The sequence below is a fragment of the Pacificimonas sp. ICDLI1SI03 genome (genome assembly GCF_054740865.1).
The window spans coordinates 221099-242098 of sequence record NZ_JBSQAU010000001.1; the positions used below are offsets into that span (position 1 = coordinate 221099).

Sequence of the window (21000 nt, forward strand, 5' to 3'; positions counted from 1 at the left end):
GCGGGAGCGCAGCCCACCGGTCCGCTAGCCTGCTAGGCTCGCTGCAGAATGATCTGCCAGCCTGTACCGCATGGCGGATAGTGACGATGCCACTATGTCGATGGACGACGTGGTGCCCGGCCCGTTGGAAAGACCCTGCTGGCGGTGAACCTTGCGCAGAAGGTGCAAATACTGCGCCCCAACGCGGGGCCAGGTATAGGGTCGGCTGCGTTTCCACGCGTCCCGCTCCGCCGCCTGCCGCGCCTCGGCATTGTCCAACAGGTTCAGAATGGCGGATGCCATCGCTCCGCTGTCGCGGAAAGGTACCAGCTGTTTCGGCTGATGAGCGAGCAGCTCCGCCGCATGCCAATAGGGTGTGGAGATGATCGCACGGGCAAGCCCATAGGCATAAGCAAGCGTGCCGGACGTGCTTTGCTCGACATTCGGATAGGGTGTCACATAGACATCTGCCGCTGTCAGCCAATTGCAAAGCTCGTCCAGTTCGACGAACCGGTCCTCGAAAATCACAGTGTCTTGCAGATCAAGCTCGCGGACCCGCTTTTGAAGGCCGGAGCGATAGACTTCGCCCCCCTCATGCCGGACCAGATGCGGATGCGTCGCCCCCAGGATGATATATTGCACGTCGGGCTGTCCGGCACGGATGGCAGGCATTGCCTCGATCATCGTTTCCAGTCCCTTGTTCGGCGACAACAGCCCGAACGTCAGCAGGGTGGGGCGCTCAGCCAGTCCGATATGCTGTCGCGCGACGGACGATGTGACGATCGCGCGGTCTGGAACACCATGGGCGATGACGCGGATTTTTTCTGTGGGGACCGCGTAGATTCTCTCCAGGATGTCCGCGCTCCTGACGGACATGACGATCAGGCGGCTGGAGCGGGCGCAGATGGCGCGCAGAACGCGATCCTGATCGGGATTGGGCGCATCCAGAACCGTATGCAGGGTGGTGACGAGCGGCACGTCATGTCCCGAAAGAGCGTTCAGCAGCAGGTCGCCTGCGGCGCCGCCGAAAATCCCGAATTCGTGCTGTAGCAGGATAACGTCTGCTTCCTGCGCGATCTGCTGACCCAGGCGGCAATAGGCTTCCGGGTCGTTTTGCGGAATGATCGAATCGACAGGCGCAGAATATGATTGGCCGAATCCGTCGTCCATCGCCGCAACGTCGATCTCGCAATCCGGAAACGCGGCAAGCGAGTCGAAAACATCTTTCGTAAACGTAGCGATGCCACAAAGGCGGGGAGGGAAATTGCCGATCAGCCGGATTTTGAAAGCAGGGGGTACATCGTGCATAGGGCATCCCATCTCCGTAAAGACTTGTTCTTTTTATCCCCCCGGGTGAATCGACCTCCGCCGGACATTGCCGCGAAGTCCGCTTTCTCTTAGTCCACAAATACGATTCGCGCGCGTCCATAAGTTAACCAAGGCTGATATGTCTGATTTGTCCGCGATCTCCCAGCATCTAATTGATCTTTCTGATGATACGGGTGTGTTTCAGCATGCGCGTTTTCACGTGCCAAATCGGGCACACGGCTATTGTACCGACGACAATGCTCGCGCCCTAATGGCCATGGCGATGCTGTCGGCCCTGCGGCCGCTTTCCGCGGCGGAGCAGCGCAACGCCCGTCTTTATGCGGCGTTCCTTGACCATGCCTTTCAGGAGGACGAGCAGCTTTTCCGCAACTTCATGTCCTATGATCGCCGGTGGTTGCCCGATGAACCGGCGGCAGACGCGGGCGCCCGCTCCGTCTGGGCCTTGGGCTGGGTGTGCGCGTTTCCCCCGGCCCCAAATCTCGATCGCTGGGCGGGAGACCTTTTTATCCGCGCCGTCGGTCCTCTGTCGCGTTCATCGTCGCCGCGCGTCTGGGCATTTTTGCTGCTGGGGCTGGAAAAAATCCGGGGCACCCCGGCGGAATGGCCGCAGGCGCGGGATATTGCCGGCCAATTGGCGACGCGCCTGATCACTCGCTGGCACGATGCGGCGAAACCCGACTGGCAGTGGTTCGAGGATGAGCTGTCCTATGACAATGCCCGCCTTTGCGAGGCGGCGCTGATCGCCGGGCAGGCGTTCGGCATTACGGAGGCGACCGCCATCGGTCTGCAGTCGTTGGAGGCGCTGTGGAACTGGCAGATTGAGGATGGCGTGTTTCACCCTGTCGGGCATGCCTCCTTCGGAAAGAGGCATGCGCCGCCCGCCCGGTTCGACCAGCAGCCGCTCGAGGCCGCGGCGATGGTAGACGCGTGCCTGGCGGCGGCCGTCAGCGAACCGGAACGCCGACAGATATGGACGGCGCGTGCGCGTCAGGCCTTTGACTGGTTTACCGGCGCCAACGCGCTCAACGTTCCGCTGATCGTGCCCGGCATTGGCCTGTGCCACGATGGCCTGCACCCTGAAAAAATGAACGAGAATGCGGGGGCCGAGTCGACGCTCGCCTGGCTGCAGGCCCTGTTCGCCATGAAAATCCAAGATAAAGGACGGTCTTTTGAAGCAGCCTGAAACAGCTTTCGGATCCGATCTGCCCGATTTCGTCAGGCGCCTGCCGGTATCGCTGACGCCCGATCCCTCCATGGTCGTGCTGCGGCCGTTTCGTCCTGCTGTTGAACCCAGGAACGACAATCCGCTTGATAAGAACAGGATCGAACGGATCGTTTCGCGCGTGGTCAGCATGCCCGCGGCCGAGGTGAAGCGGTCGCTCGCCCATGTCATGACCGGATTTGCCGACCGCCATGTCGACGTTCAGGCGTTCTTCCTGAAAAGCTACCGCAATATCGCGGAGCCTTATCTGAACGACATGCTGATCACCTTTGACGAGCAGTTGCTGGTCGGTGCCTATTTCAGTCATGAATATAGTTATCAGGCCGCTGCCCTGTTCAATCCGTCGATCGTTGCGCATCCCGACCAGTCGGAGGTTGAGGAAGGCGGCTTGCGCTTCGTCATGTCACTGCGCGCCGTGGGGGAGGGGCATATTTCCTCAATCTGCTTTCGCACCGGCATCATCACCGCCGGGGGCGACATGGTCTTCGACGAACCGCACGACCACAGCACGATCGCCGCGGCCAATCATGTCGAAGCCGACCCGGACGGGTTGGAGGATGTGATGCTGACCTGCGACGAGGCGCCGACTGTCGACGCCACGGTGATATTCCCGACCACGCCCGCACAGTCGAATGGCCTTGAAGACCTGCGCCTTCTGGAGTTCGAGCGGGACGAGGGCGGACCGCTCTATTACGGAACCTATACGGCCTATAGTGGCCGCGCGATCCGTTCGGAAATGATGGAAACGCGCGATTTTAAGAACTTTCGCCTGTTTCCGCTGGCGGGGGATGCGTCCGTCAACAAGGGCATGGGTCTGTTTCCGCGCAAGCTGGACGGTCGTTATGCCATGATCGGCCGGCAGGATAATGAAAATCTGTGGCTGCTCTATTCGGAGGATCTACGCACGTGGAACGGCGGTGAGTTGCTCTTACAGCCGAAATATGACTGGGAATTCGTGCAGATCGGCAATTGCGGTTGTCCCATCGAGATAGAGGAGGGCTGGCTGGTCCTGCTGCACGGCGTTGGCGCAGTCAGGAATTATTCCATCGGTGCCGCCCTGCTGGACAAAAAGACGCCGTCCAAGGTTTTGAAGAGAACGGCGCGGCCGCTGGTGGCGCCGACAATCTCTGAGCGCGAAGGCTATGTACCTAATGTCGTCTATAGCTGTGGAGGTATTGTCCACCAGCGGACGCTTTACCTGCCCTATGCGATTGCAGATTCGGTGACGTCGGCGGTGGCGGTCGAACTGGATGATCTTCTCGATTTTATGCAGCCGGTTTAATCAATTTGGAAATATATACCTAAGTTAATTCCATAGCTTACTTGGTTGCTGCGGGAACTCTGCGGAGGGTGCGCGGGTTGTGCTTCCGTCAGGACAGGAGCGCAGCGAAATGGAAAAACCTCCCCTTCGAAACCAAAAGGGCCTGCTCATCGCCTTGGGCGCGGTTGTGGGCATTGCTGGCGGCTTGGCGGGCGCTTCATCCCTCGCCCAGCGTGCGCGCATGCGGCATCCCCACGACGATGCGCCAGGGCGCACAGCCCGTCGCAGTCGCTTTGGCGGTTATGCAGTTACCGGCAAGACAGTGACCATCGCGCGGCCGCGTCACGAACTCTATGCTTTCTGGCGCGATTTTCAAAATCTGCCGAAATTCATGGAAAATCTTGAGTCCGTTCGGCCCACCGGCCCCGATCGCGCCGTCTGGACCATAGCGGCGCCTGGCGGTCGCACCGTGGATGTTGAGACGAGCATAGCCGAGGAAACCGAGAACGAGATCATCGCGTGGCGCTCTGTCGACGGATCCGACATCGATACAGAAGGCCGCGTAACGTTCAGGGAGGCCCCTGGTGATCGCGGCACCCATGTCGAGTTGGTCGTGGCGTGGAAGCCACCGGGCGGGGAGGTGGGGCGCATGGCGGCGAAGCTGTTTCGCCGCGAACCCCAGGTGCAGGCACGGCACGACCTGAAACGGTTCAAGATGCTGATGGAAACCGGCGAGATCGCCACCTCCGCCCATACAAGCGAAAAGGAAGGCTGAACCCATGCGCGCACTAGCTTGGCATGGAACCCACGATGTTCGCGTCGATACGGTTCCGGATCCCGAAATCATCAATCCCAAAGATGCGATCATCAAGGTGACGTCGACCGCGATCTGCGGCAGCGATCTGCACCTATATGATGGTGTGATTCCCTCGATGAAATCGGGCGACATTCTGGGCCACGAATTCATGGGAGAGGTGGTGGAGACCGGCCCCAAGAGCACGCTGGAAAAAGGCCAGCGGGTGGTGGTGCCGTTTACGATTGCCTGCGGCTGCTGCTTCTTTTGCGACAAGGAGCAATATTCGGCCTGCGACAATACCAACCCCGCCGAAAAACAGGACATGTCGGAAACGCTGTACGGAAAGGCGATGTGCGGCATATTCGGTTATTCCCATATGACAGGGGGCTATTCCGGTGGTCAGGCGGAATATGTGCGGGTGCCTTTTTCCGACGTTGGGCCGATCGTCGTGCCCGACGGCATGGAGGATGATCAGGCCCTGTTCCTGTCCGACATCCTGCCGACGGGATGGATGGGCGCCGAAAATGCCGACATAGAACCCGGCGATACGGTCGCTGTGTGGGGCTGTGGTCCGGTAGGCTTGTTTGCCGCTCAATCGGCGCTGCTGATGGGGGCGGAACGGGTCATTTCCATCGACCATCATCCCCAGCGCCTTCAACTCGCCAAGCAGATCGGTGCGGACATTATCGATTTCCGCCGCACCGACGTTCGCGAAGCACTGATGGAAATGACGGGCGGTATCGGTCCCGATGCCGTTATCGACGCCGTCGGCATGGAAGCACACGGGTTCGCCGTCGATAATATGATGGACGTCGCCAAGCAGAAAATCGGCATCGGCGCCGACCGCGCATCGGCACTGAAGCAGGCGATCCTCGCGGTTCGCAAGGGCGGCCGCGTGTCGATGCCCGGTGTTTATGGGGGCATGACCGATAAATTCCCGCTGGGCGCCTTCATGGAAAAGGGTCTGACCCTGAAAACCGGCCAGACACATGTGCAACGCTATCTGCAGCCTCTGATGGAGAAGATTCAGGCCGGGGAAATCGACACGACTTGGCTGATCAGCCATCGTTTGCCGTTGGAGGAAGCCCCCCGCGGGTATGATCAGTTCAAGAATAATCAGAATGAGTGGACGAAAGTCGTTCTGAAACCCGGAATCTAGGAGACATCATTTAATGGCAGCCCGCTCACTCGCCGTCATCACCGGTGCCTCAACCGGTATCGGCTACGAACTGGCGAAAATCGCCGCAGGCGACGGTTATGATTTGATAATCGCCTCCGATGAAGCCGAGATCAATGATCGCCGACATGATTTCGGTGTCTTCGGCGTTGAGGTGAAGGGTGTGCGGGCCGATCTGGGGACAGAGGCAGGTGTCGACAAGCTGCTCGACTGCATAGGCAATCGGCCCGTGGCGTTGCTGATGGCAAATGCCGGGATCGGCGCGGGTGGTGCATTTCTGGACCAGGATTTCCACCGCGCAAAGGACGTCGTCGACCTGAATGTGACAGGCACGATCTCCCTGATCCACGCTGTCGGGCGGCGAATGCGCGCCCGCGGCGAAGGGCGTATTCTCATCACGGGGTCCATAGCCGATGACATTCCGGGATCCTTCAACCTCGTCTACAATGCATCGAAGGCGTTTGTGGACAGCTTTGCCCAAGGTCTGAGAAACGAGCTGAAGGATAGCGGGGTCACTGTGACCTGTCTGATGCCGGGACCGACCGACACCGAATTTTTCGAACGCGCGGACATGCTGGATACGTCTGTCGGACAGGACGAGAAAAAGGACGATCCCACCGACGTCGCGGCGGACGGCTATCGCGCCATGATGGCGGGTGAAGCGGGTGTGGTCGCGGGCAGTTTCATGAACAAGGTTCAGTCGCTGTTTTCCAACATCCTGCCTGACAATATCCTCGCCCAAATGCACCGCCAGATGGCGGAGCCGAAAAAGGACGCTGAGAAACTCTAATCGCGTCCGACATCGAAAAGAATATTGGCGACCGCCGACAGCAGGGCAGCATAGCTGTCAGGGTGGGAAAAGGCGTGGTCCGCCTCTATCTGGTTGATTGTCGCAAAACGCGCGGACAAGCGCTTCGCGACGGGCCGAAATACGTCAGCTGTTCGATCACGAGAGGACAGCAACAGGTATGCGGGCGTTGCATGCGCTGAAAGCGCCGCGACCACGCGAAGCTCCAGATCCCCGGCGGAGGAGGGGGCGGCTGCATTAAAAAGTCCCTTCAGCGCTGCCAAGGGGTTGGCACGACCCGTAATGATGCGGCGCCATGCGGCGGGCTGAAGAAGGCGGCGCCGGTAATGGGCGGTAACTGCCGCCGCAGGGGGCGGCCCTTCCTCGTCGATGATCCACGGGTTCAGCAGGATCAATTCGGCGACCGGTCCCGGCGAGAGCGTGAGGGCGGTGGCGCCATCGCAAAGACCGAGCCCAAAAATGCGCGAAACACTCGGCTGCCGCTGCCGCAGGGCGGTCGCCGCGGCCTCTATATCTTGCGACGAGGCCAGAAAGCCTGGGTCGCCGCCGCCGCTGTCGCCGACGCCGCGCCGGTCAAAGCGCAGGACCGGGAACCCCGATGCGGACAGATCTTGACCCAGCCTGGCAAACAGCCGCTGAGGCCCGGCGCGCACTTGCGTGCCGCCCGTCACGATGATCAGCCCATTTGAGTGTACCCCCTCGTGCAGTGTGCCGAACAGGGTCTCGCCCGCGCAGGGGAAGTCGATAGGGGTCATCCGGCAAGCCACTTCGCGATGCGGGAGGCGGCTTCCTCGGCCAGATGCTGCGTTGCTTCGGGATCGGCCTGTCGCCATACGGGCGGCCCCGACAGGTCTGCGTCCCTGCCAATAGAAAGCGTCAGGGACGGTCGGTTCGCAGGCGGACGAGACAATTCCGAAGCCGTCGCGGCAGAAACATCATAGCCCGCCAGATGCACATGGCGTCCCTGTGCCCATTGCGCGTCTGCGTCGCTGCGGCGAAATCCGCCGCCTCCGGCCTCTTTCGTTGCGACGGATTGCGCCCGTATCAGGTCGGTCAGCAGGCGGCCGCCATCGATGACGGGGGCCAGCGCGACATGACGGCTGGCCGCAGGGACGAGCAGCGCGCCGCCGCGCAGACTGACGAAGCAGACCGGCTCGGGCTGCGCCGATGCGAAGGCTGCAAGCGATTCCCTGGCCACGGCCATGTCGAACGGCCCGAAATCGGCATGGTCGCCGGTGCGGGGCAGGTCGGGCAGCGCGCTGGTCAGGCCCTGCATGGCCAGCGCACGGCCAAGGTCGGCGAACAGGCGGCGTGCGCGATTATGCTCCTCGAACAAGGGCTGAGCAAAGACGACCAGCGGCGCATGCGCTTGTGACGCCGGGTGGCGCCGCAGCACCGGCATTTCAAAAGACCCGGCGCGCTCCAGCTGAAAGCGGAACGTTGGCCTGCCTGCCGTCAAGCGGCGACTTTCGTCCGGATGAATGCGGAGAGCGAACCGAAGGTTTCGAACATGTCGCCATCGACTTCATCGTCGTCGATCAGGATGTCCAGCCGGTCTTCCAGTTCCGTCAGCAGCCCGGCGACCGCCATCGAATCAAGCTCGGGCAGGGCGCCGAACAGCGGCGTGTCCGCGTTCATGGCAGCGGCCGTATTGGCATCCAGTGCCAGGACGTCGCGCAACACGGCGCGCACTTCGGCTTCGACATCCGATTTGCCGAGGGCGGACTGTGGTGCGGCTGTCATCTTCTTCCCATGACTGCTTCTTTGACAGGACCGGGCTTATACTGTCAGGGCGCGAAGGTGCAATCATTGGCAAAGGGTTGGGGAAATTCTGCGTTGGCGATGGCGGACAGGGCAATGAACGGACTGGGCAGTGTTGGGACGCTTTCCTACGCCGCAGCACGCGCGACAAATGGCCGGAAGGCGGTTGGCTGGCACAGATACCGGCTGCTTGCCGTGCCGCGTGCCGGCATGCCCGCCATGCCGCGCGGGTATGAGGTATCCGCAGCCTCGGACGCAGAACTGGCAGCGCTCGCGGATGTGGGGCCAGAGGCGCGGGCGTGGCGCACCGGACAGGGTATGACCCCCCTTATTGCGCGGAGAGGAGGGGCTGTTGTGGGCATAACCTGGCTGACCGACAGGGCATTCGATGAGGACGAGGTTCGCGCCAGATGGGTGCCGCCCGCCGGGTGCGCATGGGATACGGGTCTGTGGGTCGAGCCGTCGCAGCGTCTGTCGCGCGCCTTCGCGGCCTTGTGGGCCGGCACTGCGGCATGGCTGGCGGACAGGGATCTCGACTGGTCGGTCAGTCGGATCGCGGACTATAATCTGGGCTCGCTGGGGCCGCACCGGCGGATGGGCGCAATCGAACTGGGCACGGCCGCCTTTGCCACGCTGGGAAATCTGCAGATCGCCACCCGGGGTCGTCCGAAGCTGACGGGCGGGCGCACGACGGTTCCGCTGAAGCTGCCCGCCTGATGCGCGTCGATGAACTGCACCTGGGGCATGACCTGGCACAAGAGGCCCTTGTCACAAAGGGCGGTCGGCTTTCCTATGGAGACCTGGAGGAGCAGGTGGCGCACGTCGCCGCCGCGCTGCAATCCCGGAACCTGCGGCCCGGCGACCGCGCCTGTGTGTGGGCGCCAAAGACCGTGGAAACCATCGTCAGCCTGCTTGCCATCATGCGCGCAGGCGGTATCGCAATTCCGATCAACCCGGCCCTGAAGCAGGCGCAGGCGGAGCATATCCTGCGCGACAGCGGCGCTATCATGCTGCTGGGCAACCGCGCCCGCGTCGCGTCTATCGCGGTCGACGCCACGATTCTGTCGTTCGAGGATGACTGGCCTGCCCTGACAACAGCAGCTGTCGCAGGTGTCCCCGCCGTCCCGCGCGGGCCGGATGATCTTGCCATGATCCTCTATACATCGGGCAGCACCGGACGGCCCAAGGGCGTGATGCTGTCCCACGCGAACCTTTGCCTGGGGGCGGAAAGCGTTGCGGCTTATCTGGGAACCGACAAAAGCGACCGCATCCTCGGCGTTTTGCCGATCAGCTTCGATTACGGCCTCAATCAGGTTCTGACGGCGTTCCGGCAGGGTGCGACCGCAGTACTGCTCGATTATCTGCTGCCAAAGGACGTCGTGCGTTGGGTGGAGAGAGAGCGGATCACGCAGTTGCCGGGCATACCGCCGCTGTGGATGCAATTGGATGAACTGGACTGGAGCGGCGTCGGCGGCAGCGTGCGCACCCTGACGAATACAGGCGGGCACATGCCGGAGCGGTTGACGCGCGCCTTCTCTGCCCGGTTCCCCGCCGCACGACTGTTCCTGATGTACGGCCTGACGGAGGCGTTTCGGTCCGCCTATCTCGACCCCGCGCTGGCGCTTGAAAAGCCGAACTCCATTGGCCGCGCCATTCCCAATGCGGAGCTGTTCGTGCTGCGGCCCGACGGAACCGAATGCGAGCCGGATGAGGCGGGTGAGCTTGTCCATTGCGGTCCACTGGTGGCGCAGGGCTATTGGCAGGATGAGGAGCGGACGGCGCAACGCTTTCGTCCGGCGCCGTCCTTCTCCCGCTATGGCGGCAAGGCGGTGTGGTCCGGCGACCGCATGAGGCGGGGCACTGACGGCCTCCTCTATTTCGAAGCGCGCGCCGACGACATGATCAAGACCAGCGGCAACCGCGTCAGTCCCGGTGAAATCGAGGAGGCGGCGCAGGCGACAGGCTTCATATCGGAGGCGGCGGCCTTTGGCATAGCGGATGAGCGTCTGGGGCAGGCGATCCTCCTTTATGTGGTTCCCTCCGGCGACAAGAATGAGGAGGCGTTTCGGCAGGCGCTGGCGAAGACGCTGCCTGCCTTCATGCAACCTAAAGTTCTGCTGTGGGAAGCGCAGCTGCCGCGTTCGCCCAATGGCAAGATCGACCGCGCGGCGCTGAAGAAGGACCTGACCCGCCATGCATGACGATCCCCGCATCGCCGGTCTGTTTTCCGCAGCCGAGGATGGCGAACTGCTGATCGGGGGGGATCGCGCCTCCGCCCTCGTGGAGCGTGCGGGCGATACGCCGTTGTTCGTCTATGACCGCGCCGTGATCGACCGGCAGATTGCTGCTCTCCGCGCGGCGATGCCTGCGGATTTGGAACTGCATTATGCGGTGAAGGCAAATCCCTATCAGCCGGTCGTGGACCATATCGCAGCCCAGGTGGATGGGCTGGACATCGCCTCGGCGGGCGAACTTGAAATCGCGCTCGCCAGCGGGTGCGATGTTGCCGATATCAGTTTTGCAGGGCCGGGAAAGCGCGACCGGGAGCTGGAGGCCGCAATTCGCGCCGGCGTGACGCTGAACATCGAATCGGCGAATGAGCTGGAACGCGGTATCCGCATTGCGGAGCGCGTCGGCGCGCCCTTGCGCGCGGCGCTGCGAATCAACCCGACCTTTGACCTGAAGGGATCGGGAATGCGGATGGGCGGCGGCGCAAAGCCATTCGGCATCGATGTCGATCAGGTGCCTGGGCTGCTGCAGCGAATCGGGCAGGCGGGGGTCGATTTCCGCGGCTTCCACGTCTTTGCCGGTTCGCAGAACCTGAAACCCGACGCCATTATAGAGGCGCAGCGGCAAACGGTTGCGCTGGTGGCCGACCTTGCCGCCGAGGCGCCGGGTCCCACGCCCACCGCCAACATAGGCGGGGGCTTCGGCCTTCCCTACTTTCCTGGCGACGAGCCTTTGGACATCGTCAGCATAGGCCAGGCATTGGGCGAAACGCTGGATGTCCGGCCCGCCATTTTGCGAGACACCCGGTTCATTCTCGAGTTGGGCCGCTATATCGTTGGAAATTCAGGTGTTTATCTTACGCGGGTCGTGGACCGGAAAGTTTCCGGCGGGCAGACATATCTGATCGTGGACGGCGGGCTGCACCATCAGCTTGCCGCATCCGGTAATTTCGGCACGGTCGTCCGGCGCAATTATCCGCTCACGAATGCCGGGAAGTTTTCCGCGCCCGGCATTGAGAATGTCAATGTCGTGGGGTGCCTGTGCACGCCGCTCGACCGTCTGGGCGATAAGGTCGATCTGCCGGAAACGGAAATCGGCGCCCTGATCGGGATTTTCATGGCCGGTGCCTATGGCCGCTCGGCCAGTCCGGAAAGGTTTCTTGGCCATCCCGCGGCGATGGAACTGCTTGTCTAGCCGATCGCCGCGTCGGGCGTTCCCATGCCCCAAAGAGTTCCTTATAAGCGCCGACAAATATTAGAACGTCGGAATAATGCCTGGTTAAGGCGTTCTTGTTATAAGGCGGTGATACGACCGCCACGTGTTGGATATAAAAGGGATCATCGCTCAATGAATAAGCTCGTCCTTCAGCCCGTTTTGCGGACCTTGTTTACCGGCGCCTGCGCGGCAGCCGTTGCGGCGTGCGGCGCCAGCAATTCCGGCCTGCCGGAACTTCCTTCCGCAAAAATGTCGAGCGTTAACGAGACCGAGCCGGCGCAGGATTATGTTATCGGCCCGCTCGACACGTTGCAGATCTTCGTGTGGCGTAACCCGGAACTGTCCACCAGCGTGACCGTACGGCCCGACGGACGCATTACGACGCCGCTGATCGACGACCTGAACGTGACCGGCAAGACCCCCGCTGCTTTGGCGACGGAAATCGAAGAGAAGCTGGGAACGTACATTGCCGATCCCATCGTTCAGGTGATTGTCACCGGCTTCCAGGGTCCTCTCTCAAAGCAGGTTCGCATCGTGGGAGAGGCGACTCGCCCCTCCGCGCTTCCGTACCGCAACAAGCTCACATTGCTGGACGTCATGGTACAGGTCGGTGGGCTGACGGAATTCGCGAACGGCGACGGCGCGCGTCTGGTCCGGATTGACCCGGAAACCGGCGAACAGAATGAATACAGGCTTCGCATCGAAAGCCTTTTGAAGGATGGCGATACCAGCGCGAACGTCGCCATTCAGCCTGGCGATGTTATCATCATTCCGGAGAGCTTCCTCTAAGAGAGGCTTTTTTGTCTGCACTGAAGTCCCCGGATAGGAATCGGCCAAACCCTGATGAGAAGCCTTCAAGAAGAATTGATGACCACACTTTACGGGGTGTGGCGCAAGCGCTGGCTGGCGCTGGTCCTGGCGTGGATCGTGTGTCTGGGCGGCTGGGCTTTCGTTGCGACGATTCCCGACACCTACGCCTCCTCCGCCCGTATCCTGGTGGAGAGCAGCTCTCTCATCCAGCGGGAGATGGGGGCCACGGGCGGTGCGAGGGGTGTCGACATCGTTCGTCAGACCCTGACGAGCCGGCTGAACCTCGAAAAAGTGCTGCGGCGGACCGAGCTCGATATCGGGCTGGAGGACGAGGCCCAGATCGACGCGGCTATTGCCACCCTGTCGGACAACATCACGGTCGGCAGTCAGTCGGGTAATCTGTTCACGATCTCCTACAGTTCCTCCGACCCGGATCGCACCGACCAGGAAAATGCCGACATTGCGCGCAACGTCGTCGACAATCTGCTGCAAATCTTCATGGAAGAGAACGTCACCGCGGATCGTGACGATATCAATGAGGCCATCCGGTTCTTCGAGGACCAGCTGGCCCAGCGGGAACGCGAGCTTGAGGCGGCTGAAAGGCGCCGTGCCGAGTTTGAGGAAACCTATCTCGGCCGTCTGCCAGGCGAGGGAAACATCGCCTCGCGGCTCAGCCAGGCGCGCTCTGAACTGGAAAGCGTTGAGCTTGAGCTTGCGCAGGCGAATAGCAGTCTTGCAGCGCTGCGCGGACAAATCGGCGGTACATCGCCAACCGTGGACCAGCCGGGCAGTGGTAGCAGTCGCTTCATGAGTTCGGGTATGCAGACCCCTGCACGCCAGCGCGCCAACGCCATGGAACAGGAAATCAGCGATCTTCGGGCAAGCGGTCGTCTCGATACCCATCCGGACGTGATTCTCGCCCAGCGTCAACTGGCCCGGCTGGAAGAGCAGGCGGCCGAGGAAGAAGCTGAATTGGCGAGAGAAGGCGGCAATAGGAGCGCCGCTGCATCGAACCCGGTTTACGTGAACCTTCGCTCGATGGTCTTTACCCAGCAGTCCGCCGTCGCGGCCTTGTCTGCCCGCGCGAACCGGCTGCGTTCTGCCATCAATGACCTGGAAACCAAGCAACAGGAGCAGCCGGGCATCGCGGCAGAGCAGTCGAAGCTCAATCGCGATTATGGCGTGCTTCGGAGCCAATACGAAGCGCTGTTGCGCAGCCGCGAGGAAATTCGCCTGCAATCCGACGTGCAGACGCAGACGCAGCAGGTCCGCTTCAGCGTTGTGGATCCGCCATCGCAGCCGCGCCAGCCGGTGGCTCCCAATCGTCCGTTGCTGCTTTCGGTGGTGTTCATCGTGGCGGTCGGCGCAGGCCTAGCCCTCGCCTTCCTGGCGAGCCAGCTGAGAGCAAGCTTCGTAACCGCAGGTCAGCTGGAGGGTCAGTATGACGTTGCCGTTCTCGGCTCTGTCAGCGAGATCGTCAGCGAACAGGACCGTGCACAAAATCGCCTGCGGCTTGCCGGTTTCACCGTCCTTTCCCTTGGATTGGCGGCGATTTACGGTGCCCTGCTGCTCTATGAACTGATTTAGGAATCGCCATGAGCGAAGATGATGACAAGAAAAAGCGGCGTGCTTCCCTGCTGGAAAGAGCCGCTGCGGAGTTGGGCGGCGGGCCTTCTACGCCGATAGTATCGCGTGAAAGCCAACCATTGTCCCGGCAGCCTGGTGTCGACTCCCGGGTGGACTCCCGCGGCGTCGCGGAAACGGAGCATGCGGATCTGCCCGCCGGCGCGCCGCCCGTCATGGACGCGGTCGAGGAAGAGCCGAAGACCAGTCGTCAGGGGCATATCGACCTCGCAGCGCTGCGCGATTTGGGCTATGTCGTTCCAGACAGCCCGGCCACGGCGACGGCGGAGGAATTCCGCATCGTCAAGCGGCAGCTGCTGATCAATGCCATGGCGGAGGGCGACCGCCACATTGAAAACGGCAATTTGATCCTTGTCTGCTCTTCGCAGCCGAATGAGGGCAAGACGTTCTGCGCGACCAATCTCGCCCTATCCATCGCGTCGGAACGCGATTTGACGGTTCTTCTGGTCGACGCGGATTTCGCCAAGCCCGAGATTCTCTCAACGCTTGGGCTGGAGGGCGGCAAGGGCCTGATCGACGTGGTTGCCGATCCGTCAATCGAACTCAGCGATTGCTTGATCAAGACGAATATCGAGAATTTCTCGGTCCTGCCGGCAGGACGCCAGCATAATCTGACGACGGAGCTTCTCGCATCCGAGCGTATGGGCGGCATGATCGACGAGATCGCGCGCCGCTATTCCGACCGTATCGTGATTTTCGATTCGCCGCCGTGCCTCGCATCCTCCGCGGCATCGGTGCTTGCGCTTCACGTGGGCCAGGTACTGTTCGTGGTAGAGGCGGAAACGACGCGCGACGCGGAATTGCGTGACGGTTTGCAGATGATGTCCGTGTGCGACAACGTCTCGCTGCTTTTGAACAAGGCCCGTTATGCCGGTATCGGTCGCCGCTTCGGCACCTATTATGGATACGGAACCTGACAGGTATGCGCACCTCCACCGCCATCGGGGCCGTTCTCGTGCTCGCCGCATCGCCGCTTCATGCGGAGGTGGATCTTAGCGGCTTTGGACAGGTGCGGCAGGTGATCAGCACCAACAATAATCTCGGATCCGGCACCGCGGGCTGGATCGAGACCAGCGTCGGGGGCAACGCGGACATTCAGACCCGCCGCGTCAACGGCTCCCTGAATGCTGTAGTGGCTCGCCGTTTCGAGGAATTCGGCGATATCAATCGCAATTACCGCGTCAACGGCAATGCCAACATCATCGGCGAAGTGCTGGACGATCACGTCTTTCTGACCGTGGGCGGCACAGCCCAGCAATATGACCGTGACCTGCGCGGCTTCGTCGGCGGTGATCCGGACGCATCGAACGGCAATCGCGTGCAGGCCTATGCCGGCTATATCGAGCCAAGCCTGATCGAACAGTTCGGCAGCGACTATGATCTGGCGGCCAGTTATCGGCTGGGATACACCACCGTCGATGGCATCGATGGCCGTGCCATCCTTCCCGGCAATATCGGTCTCGACGGCCGGACCAACGCGGCGCGCGGCCTGACCGACTCCGTTTCGCAAAGCGCCAATGGCAGCATCGGCAGCACGCCGGGACGGCACAAGCTGGGCATCCGCGCGCTCGGCAGCTGGATGCACGAAGACATCGAGCAGCTCGATCAAAGATACACCGCCTATAGCGGCAGCGCGCTCGCCACCTATCAGGTGGACCGTAAGCTCAGCCTGACCTTCCAGGGCGGCTACGAGGATATCAGCAATACGCAGCAGTCGATCCTGTTCGACCCGGACACAGGCTTGCCAGTCGTCGGGGAGGATGGCGAGTTCGTCGCCGATCCCGCCGAGCCGAGACGCACTGCGTTCGAAAGGACGGGGCCGTTTGGAACCGCCGGTTTCCGCTACGTGCCGAATTCGCGAATGGAGCTCAGTTTCGAGGGCGGCTATCGCTATGGCGATCCCAATTTCAATGCTTTCCTGAACTACCAATTGGGGCCACGGACGGTTGTCAGCGGGCGTTTCAATCAGGGTCTTTCCAGCTTTGGACGGCTGTTGACGCAAAGCATTGACGGCCAACTCGTCAACGTCACGAACATCAATTCTCAGCAGCCGGTCAACCAGTGCATCCTGGGCGTCGATCCGATCACCGGCGGCTGTGTCTTCGATGCGACGCAGGCTGTGCTGCCCGCCACCTTCCGAAGCCGCCGGGGCGAGCTGTCCATCGACCGCACGGGGGAGCGCCTGTTTCTGCGCGGGTCGCTATTCTATTATTCCCGCGGATATGTCGATTTGCAGCAATTGCAGGTGGCGGGCGAAGAAGACGTGACGATGCAGGGCTTTGGCGGCAGTGATGACAATTATGGTGCGCGTATCTTCGCGGGTTATGATTTGTCGGACGAGGAATCGGTGCAGGGCGGCCTTACCTACACCCGCTCTGAATTCGCGCTAAGCAATGGCCGCAGCGACAATCTGTTGGGCGGCACAGTCTCTTATTCAAAGGATCTCGGCCAGTCGCTTTCCCTGATCGCGCGCGGCAACGCCACATTCCGCCTGTCGAGCGGCGGGTTCGGGAATAATGATAGTAATTACAATGCCTCTGTCGGAATCAATTACAGGTTCTGAATGTGAGGGGCGAAGGAATGCGGCATGTATACGGACTTTTTCAACCTTAACGGCAAGCCGTTTCAGTTAACGCCTGATCCCGATTTCTATGTCGATACGCGTACCCACCACAAGGCGATGGCCTATCTAACCTACGGCCTTGCCCAGGGTGAGGGGTTCATCATCGTCACAGGTGACATTGGCGCCGGAAAGACGACGCTGGTGGCGCGCGTTCTGCAGCAGAATGCGGGCAAGGGCATCGTCATTGGCAATATCGTCACGTCGATGATCAATGGCGAGGATCTGTTGCGTCTGGCGGTCGACGCCTTTGGCATGGAACCCCGGTCAGAGGACAAGGCCTATCTTCTGAACCAGCTGGAGCAGTTCTTTCGCTCCAAGCAGCGTGAGGGCAAGCGCGTCGTCCTGATCGTCGACGAGGCGCAGAACCTGCCGTTCGCGGCATTGGAAGAGCTGCGCATGCTGTCGAATTTCCAGGAGGGCGGCACCCCCCTTCTGCAGACGGTTCTGCTGGGCCAGCCGGAGTTTCGCGCACGGCTGTCGACCGCCCCCAATCTGGAACAGCTGCGGCAGCGCATCATCGCGTCCCATCATCTGGAACCGATGAGCCGGGAGGAGGTCGATTCCTATATTGAAAGCCGTCTGGCGCGCTGTGGCTGGGCCGGCGACCCCGCCATTACCAGCGCCGCCTATGATGCGCTCTACGAGGCGTCGGGCGGCGTGCCGCGCCGCATCAACAATATCATGTCGCGCGTGCTTTTGTTCGCCGCGCTGGAAGAAGCGCACGAACTCGACCGCGACCTGGTTACCGAGGTCGTCGCCGATTACGACGCCGACAATGCCATGCCCGACCGCGCCAGTTTCCATCGACAGGTAGAGGCCGCCCGCTCCGGCAGTGCGCCGCAGAGCGGTGGCAATTCCGGCGGCACGTCCGATGCGGCCTCGACCGAACGGCTGGACCGGCTGGAGCGGCAGGCAGAGGCACATGACAAGGTTTTGAAACAGCTATTGTCGCTGATGTCGGACATGAATGAACAGTTGGAGGGGCTGTCGGCGGGCGCGGTCGTTCCCGGGAATCCAATCGCGGAATGAGTATCGTCAATGCCATGTCCGTCGATGTGGAAGAACACTTCCAGGTCGGTGCCTTCGAGCGGGTGATCCGCCGCGAGGACTGGTCCGCCCATGCCAGTCGGGTGGAGGCGAATACGCGTGCCTCGCTCGACATGTTCGAGACACATGGCGTTTTCGCGACCTTTTTCACACTTGGCTGGGTGGCGGAACGTTCGCCCGCTTTGATTCAGGAAATTGTCGCCCGCGGGCATGAGATCGCCAGCCATGGCTATCAGCATGATCGTGTGCACAGCTTCACAGCTGACGAATTTCGCGCCGACCTCAGAAAGGCGAAGCGGCTGATCGAGGATGCGGCAGGTGTTGCCGTGACCGGCTATCGCGCGCCCAGTTTTTCCATCGGCCGCGACAATGCCTGGGCGCTGGAGGTGCTGGCGGAGGAGGGCTATCGTTACTCGTCCAGTGTCGCGCCCATCCAGTCCGATCATTATGGCTGGCCAGAGGCGCCGCGCTTCCCCCACCGGCCCGTCACGGGCAGCGACATGATCGAGGTGCCGGTGACGACGGTCGAATATATGGGACGTCGCATGGCCTGTGGCGGCGGCGGATTCTTTCGCCTGCTGCCCTATAAATTTTCCACCTGGGCGATCGATCGCGTCAATCGTGTCGAGAAACAGCCCACCTTGTTTTACTTCCACCCGTGGGAAATCGACCCGGGCCAGCCGCGCATTCCGAACGCACCGCTGAAATCGCGTGTGCGGCATTATACCAACCTGTCTGTCATGCAGGCGAAGCTTGAAAAGCTGCTGAAGCGCTTTCGCTGGGACCGCATGGACCGTGTCTTTCTGCCGGAGCAGGAGCGGCTGGTCGCATGAACGCACTTGGGGGAAGTGACCTTCGCATCGTCACCGATGATGCGGCCTATGACGCGTATCTTGCGCGTGCGAAAGGCAGCAAGCCGTTCCACCGCCGGGCATGGGGCGATGCTGTCTCCGCGGCCTGCGGACACCGCACGCATAATCTGGTGGCGCTGAGGGGCGACCAGCCCGTCGGTATTCTGCCGCTGACGGAAATTCGATCTCTTCTGTTTGGCAAAAGCCTGGTGTCCAGCGGTTTCGCGGTCGAGGGCGGGCCCTTGTTTGACGACGAAGCGGCGCTCACCGCGCTGGATGACGCGGCGTGGGACATTGCCCGCCGCGCCGGCATCGCCGTACTGGAATATCGCGGGCCGGGGCGTATCCATCCGCAATGGCAGGAAAAAGCCACCACCTATGCCGCCTTCGTCCGCAATCTTGATCGGGATAGCGAAGAAAACCTGAAGGCGATTCCCCGGAAACAGCGGGCGGAAGTTCGTAAATCCCTGAAGCTTGGTCTTGAAGTCGCGATCGGGCGTGATGCGGCTGCCCTTGATGAACATTACCGCATCTACGCCACCAGCGTTCGCAATTTGGGAACCCCGGTGTTCCCCCGCGCTCTATTCCGGGGGATGCTGTCCCGTTTTGGCGAGGATGCCGATATTCTGACGGTGCGAAAGGATGGAGAGCCGGTCGCTTCCGTCCTCTCTTTCTATCATGACGGAACGGTCTATCCCTATTGGGGCGGCGGTGTCTTTGCCGCGCGGGCGCTGCGCGCGAACGAGCATATGTATTGGATGCTGATGGAGCATGCGCGGGAGCGCGGCTGCACCTCATTTGATTTCGGCCGCTCGAAGGTCGGCACCGGCCCCTATTCCTACAAGAAGAATTGGGGATTCGAGCCGCAGCCGCTTGTTTATGAATATCGCCTGGGCGAGGGGGCGACGATGCCCGACCTCAATCCTAACAGCCCGAAATTCAAGATGATGACTGATATGTGGCAGCGTCTGCCGCTGTGGGTTGCCAATGGCGTCGGGCCTTTCATCGCGAAAAATCTCGGCTGATGGCCAAGCCCGAACTTCTGTTTCTATCGCACCGGATCCCCTATCCGCCTGACAAGGGCGATAAAATCCGGTCGTGGAACATCCTGAAGCATCTGACGGAACGATTTGACGTGCATCTGGGCGCGTTCGTGGATGATCCCGCCGACCGCCAGCACGAGCCCTTTCTGCGATCCATCTGCAAGGATGTGTGCCTGCTCGACGTTGCGACGGGCAGGGCGCGCGCGTCGCGTTTGCTCGGCGGGCTTGCTTCGGCAAAGCCGCTCTCCATCGCCATGTGGGAGGACAGGGAAATGCACCGCTTCGTGCGCGCTCTGCTCGACCGGGGCGGCGTCGATCATGTGTTTCTGTTTTCGGGGCAGATGGCTCCCTATGTCCTGAAGCACACCACGCGTCGACGCCTGATCGTGATGGATTTCGTCGACATCGATTCCGACAAGTTTCGCCAATATTCCCGGCAGTCGTCCTGGCCCAAGTCAAAGATCTATGCGCGAGAGGCAAAGCTGCTGGCGCAGTTCGAAAAGAACGTCGCGCGTAATGTCGATGCCAGCCTGTTCGTTTCCGAGGCGGAGGCTGCGCTCTTCAAATCCTATGCGGGCTCATACGCCCATACCGTCTATCCGCTGAACAATGGCGTCGATCTGGATTATTTCAGCGCCGATGCGGATTTCACGCCGATGACGCCGGGGCAGCCTGCATTCGTCCTGACGGGCGCGATGGACTATAAGCCCAATATCGATGCCGCCATCTGGATGGCGAAGGATATTCTGCCGCGGGTACGCAAGACACTGCCGAAGGCCGAATTCTGGGTGGTAGGTTCCTCTCCGTCAAAAGAGGTAAAGGCCTTGGGTAAGCGTGAGGGCATCAGCGTTACCGGGCGCGTGCCAGACGTGCGGCCCTATGTTGCCGCCGCCGATATTGCCGTTGCGCCAATTCGTATCGCGCGCGGCGTTCAGAACAAGGTTCTTGAGGCCATGGCCATGGGACGCCCTGTTGTCGCGACACAGCACGCATTTTCCGGTATTCACGCGGAACCGGGAAGGGACCTGTGCATCGCCGACAGCGCGGAGGATTTCGCCGCGCAACTGATAGAATTGATGCAGGATGAGGTGCGCCGGCGTGATCTGGGCGCCGCAGCGCGCTCACGCATGGTGGCCGAATATAGCTGGCCGCACCAGATGCAGCGGCTCGATGCGATCATAGAGCGGCACAAGGTAAGCTGAGGA

Annotated in this window: 20 protein-coding genes; 16 read left to right on the top strand and 4 right to left on the bottom strand. The window is 61.4% G+C overall.

The genetic code is table 11. The features are described from left to right. Positions 1–24 precede the first annotated feature (24 nt). Positions 25–1287, bottom strand: coding sequence for a glycosyltransferase family 4 protein (locus ACSMXM_RS01030; protein WP_460313182.1), 1263 nt, complete (start codon positions 1285–1287; stop codon positions 25–27). A 220-nt stretch (positions 1288–1507) separates the two neighbouring features. On the opposite strand from ACSMXM_RS01030, the gene ACSMXM_RS01035 reads away from it, so the two are divergent. The 5 genes from ACSMXM_RS01035 to ACSMXM_RS01055 all read left to right on the top strand — a co-directional run bounded on the left by ACSMXM_RS01035 (position 1508) and on the right by ACSMXM_RS01055 (position 6554). After that, positions 1508–2491, top strand: a complete 984-nt coding sequence (locus ACSMXM_RS01035) for a hypothetical protein (protein ID WP_460313184.1) — start codon at positions 1508–1510, stop codon at positions 2489–2491. Continuing rightward, positions 2478–3812, top strand: a complete 1335-nt coding sequence (locus ACSMXM_RS01040; RefSeq protein ID WP_460313186.1) for a glycoside hydrolase family 130 protein — start codon at positions 2478–2480, stop codon at positions 3810–3812. Before ACSMXM_RS01035 ends, ACSMXM_RS01040 begins: the two co-directional genes overlap by 14 nt. A gap of 109 nt (positions 3813–3921) precedes the next feature. Continuing rightward, complete coding sequence (locus ACSMXM_RS01045; RefSeq protein WP_460313188.1) at positions 3922–4566, top strand: SRPBCC family protein; 645 nt, start codon at positions 3922–3924, stop codon at positions 4564–4566. Positions 4567–4570: 4 nt separating this feature from the next. After that, positions 4571–5746, top strand: a complete 1176-nt coding sequence (locus ACSMXM_RS01050; RefSeq protein WP_460313190.1) for a zinc-dependent alcohol dehydrogenase — start codon at positions 4571–4573, stop codon at positions 5744–5746. A 13-nt stretch (positions 5747–5759) separates the two neighbouring features. Further along, entirely contained in the window at positions 5760–6554 is a 795-nt protein-coding gene (locus tag ACSMXM_RS01055) for an SDR family NAD(P)-dependent oxidoreductase (protein ID WP_460313192.1), read from the top strand. On the opposite strand, the gene ACSMXM_RS01060 is transcribed toward ACSMXM_RS01055, so the two are convergent. From ACSMXM_RS01060 to ACSMXM_RS01070, 3 genes are read right to left on the bottom strand one after another with little or no spacing between them, the layout of a single operon-like run. Then, positions 6551–7327 carry a hydrolase 1, exosortase A system-associated gene (locus tag ACSMXM_RS01060; protein WP_460313194.1) on the bottom strand — a complete coding sequence of 259 codons (777 nt, stop codon included), beginning with the start codon at positions 7325–7327 and terminating at the stop codon, positions 6551–6553. The two genes, ACSMXM_RS01055 and ACSMXM_RS01060, sit on opposite strands and share 4 nt — an antisense overlap. Beyond that, positions 7324–8031, bottom strand: a complete 708-nt coding sequence (locus tag ACSMXM_RS01065) for an alpha/beta hydrolase family protein (protein ID WP_460313196.1) — start codon at positions 8029–8031, stop codon at positions 7324–7326. The genes ACSMXM_RS01060 and ACSMXM_RS01065 overlap by 4 nt, the downstream gene beginning before the upstream one ends. Beyond that, positions 8028–8315 carry a phosphopantetheine-binding protein gene (locus ACSMXM_RS01070; RefSeq protein WP_460313198.1) on the bottom strand — a complete coding sequence of 96 codons (288 nt, stop codon included), beginning with the start codon at positions 8313–8315 and terminating at the stop codon, positions 8028–8030. Before ACSMXM_RS01070 ends, ACSMXM_RS01065 begins: the two co-directional genes overlap by 4 nt. 99 nt (positions 8316–8414) lie before the next feature. Here ACSMXM_RS01070 and ACSMXM_RS01075 point away from each other — a divergent pair, with 99 nt between their 5' ends. From ACSMXM_RS01075 to ACSMXM_RS01125, 11 genes are all read left to right on the top strand, one after another. Continuing rightward, positions 8415–9050: a hypothetical protein gene (locus tag ACSMXM_RS01075; protein ID WP_460313199.1), complete on the top strand. Its 636-nt coding sequence runs from the start codon at positions 8415–8417 to the stop codon at positions 9048–9050. After that, positions 9050–10534: an acyl-CoA ligase (AMP-forming), exosortase A system-associated gene (locus ACSMXM_RS01080; protein ID WP_460313201.1), complete on the top strand. Its 1485-nt coding sequence runs from the start codon at positions 9050–9052 to the stop codon at positions 10532–10534. The genes ACSMXM_RS01075 and ACSMXM_RS01080 overlap by 1 nt, the downstream gene beginning before the upstream one ends. Then, entirely contained in the window at positions 10527–11756 is a 1230-nt protein-coding gene (locus ACSMXM_RS01085; RefSeq protein WP_460313203.1) for a pyridoxal-dependent decarboxylase, exosortase A system-associated, read from the top strand. The genes ACSMXM_RS01080 and ACSMXM_RS01085 overlap by 8 nt, the downstream gene beginning before the upstream one ends. A gap of 153 nt (positions 11757–11909) precedes the next feature. Next, positions 11910–12566: an XrtA/PEP-CTERM system exopolysaccharide export protein gene (locus ACSMXM_RS01090; RefSeq protein WP_460313204.1), complete on the top strand. Its 657-nt coding sequence runs from the start codon at positions 11910–11912 to the stop codon at positions 12564–12566. A 78-nt stretch (positions 12567–12644) separates the two neighbouring features. Continuing rightward, positions 12645–14174: an XrtA system polysaccharide chain length determinant gene (locus ACSMXM_RS01095; RefSeq protein ID WP_460313206.1), complete on the top strand. Its 1530-nt coding sequence runs from the start codon at positions 12645–12647 to the stop codon at positions 14172–14174. Positions 14175–14182: 8 nt separating this feature from the next. Further along, on the top strand, positions 14183–15148 hold the full coding sequence (locus ACSMXM_RS01100; RefSeq protein ID WP_460313207.1) for an XrtA-associated tyrosine autokinase: 966 nt from the start codon (positions 14183–14185) through the stop codon (positions 15146–15148). A gap of 5 nt (positions 15149–15153) precedes the next feature. Next, positions 15154–16794 carry a porin family protein gene (locus ACSMXM_RS01105; RefSeq protein ID WP_460313209.1) on the top strand — a complete coding sequence of 547 codons (1641 nt, stop codon included), beginning with the start codon at positions 15154–15156 and terminating at the stop codon, positions 16792–16794. A 24-nt stretch (positions 16795–16818) separates the two neighbouring features. Further along, positions 16819–17883 carry an XrtA/PEP-CTERM system-associated ATPase gene (locus tag ACSMXM_RS01110; protein ID WP_460313210.1) on the top strand — a complete coding sequence of 355 codons (1065 nt, stop codon included), beginning with the start codon at positions 16819–16821 and terminating at the stop codon, positions 17881–17883. After that, a complete protein-coding gene (locus tag ACSMXM_RS01115) occupies positions 17880–18734 on the top strand; it encodes an XrtA system polysaccharide deacetylase (protein ID WP_460313212.1) in 855 nt (284 codons plus the stop codon). Before ACSMXM_RS01110 ends, ACSMXM_RS01115 begins: the two co-directional genes overlap by 4 nt. After that, complete coding sequence (locus tag ACSMXM_RS01120; RefSeq protein ID WP_460313213.1) at positions 18731–19777, top strand: FemAB family XrtA/PEP-CTERM system-associated protein; 1047 nt, start codon at positions 18731–18733, stop codon at positions 19775–19777. Before ACSMXM_RS01115 ends, ACSMXM_RS01120 begins: the two co-directional genes overlap by 4 nt. Further along, positions 19777–20997 (top strand): TIGR03087 family PEP-CTERM/XrtA system glycosyltransferase, encoded by a 1221-nt coding sequence (locus ACSMXM_RS01125; RefSeq protein WP_460313215.1) that lies wholly within the window; start codon positions 19777–19779, stop codon positions 20995–20997. The genes ACSMXM_RS01120 and ACSMXM_RS01125 overlap by 1 nt, the downstream gene beginning before the upstream one ends. Positions 20998–21000: the final 3 nt, after the last annotated feature.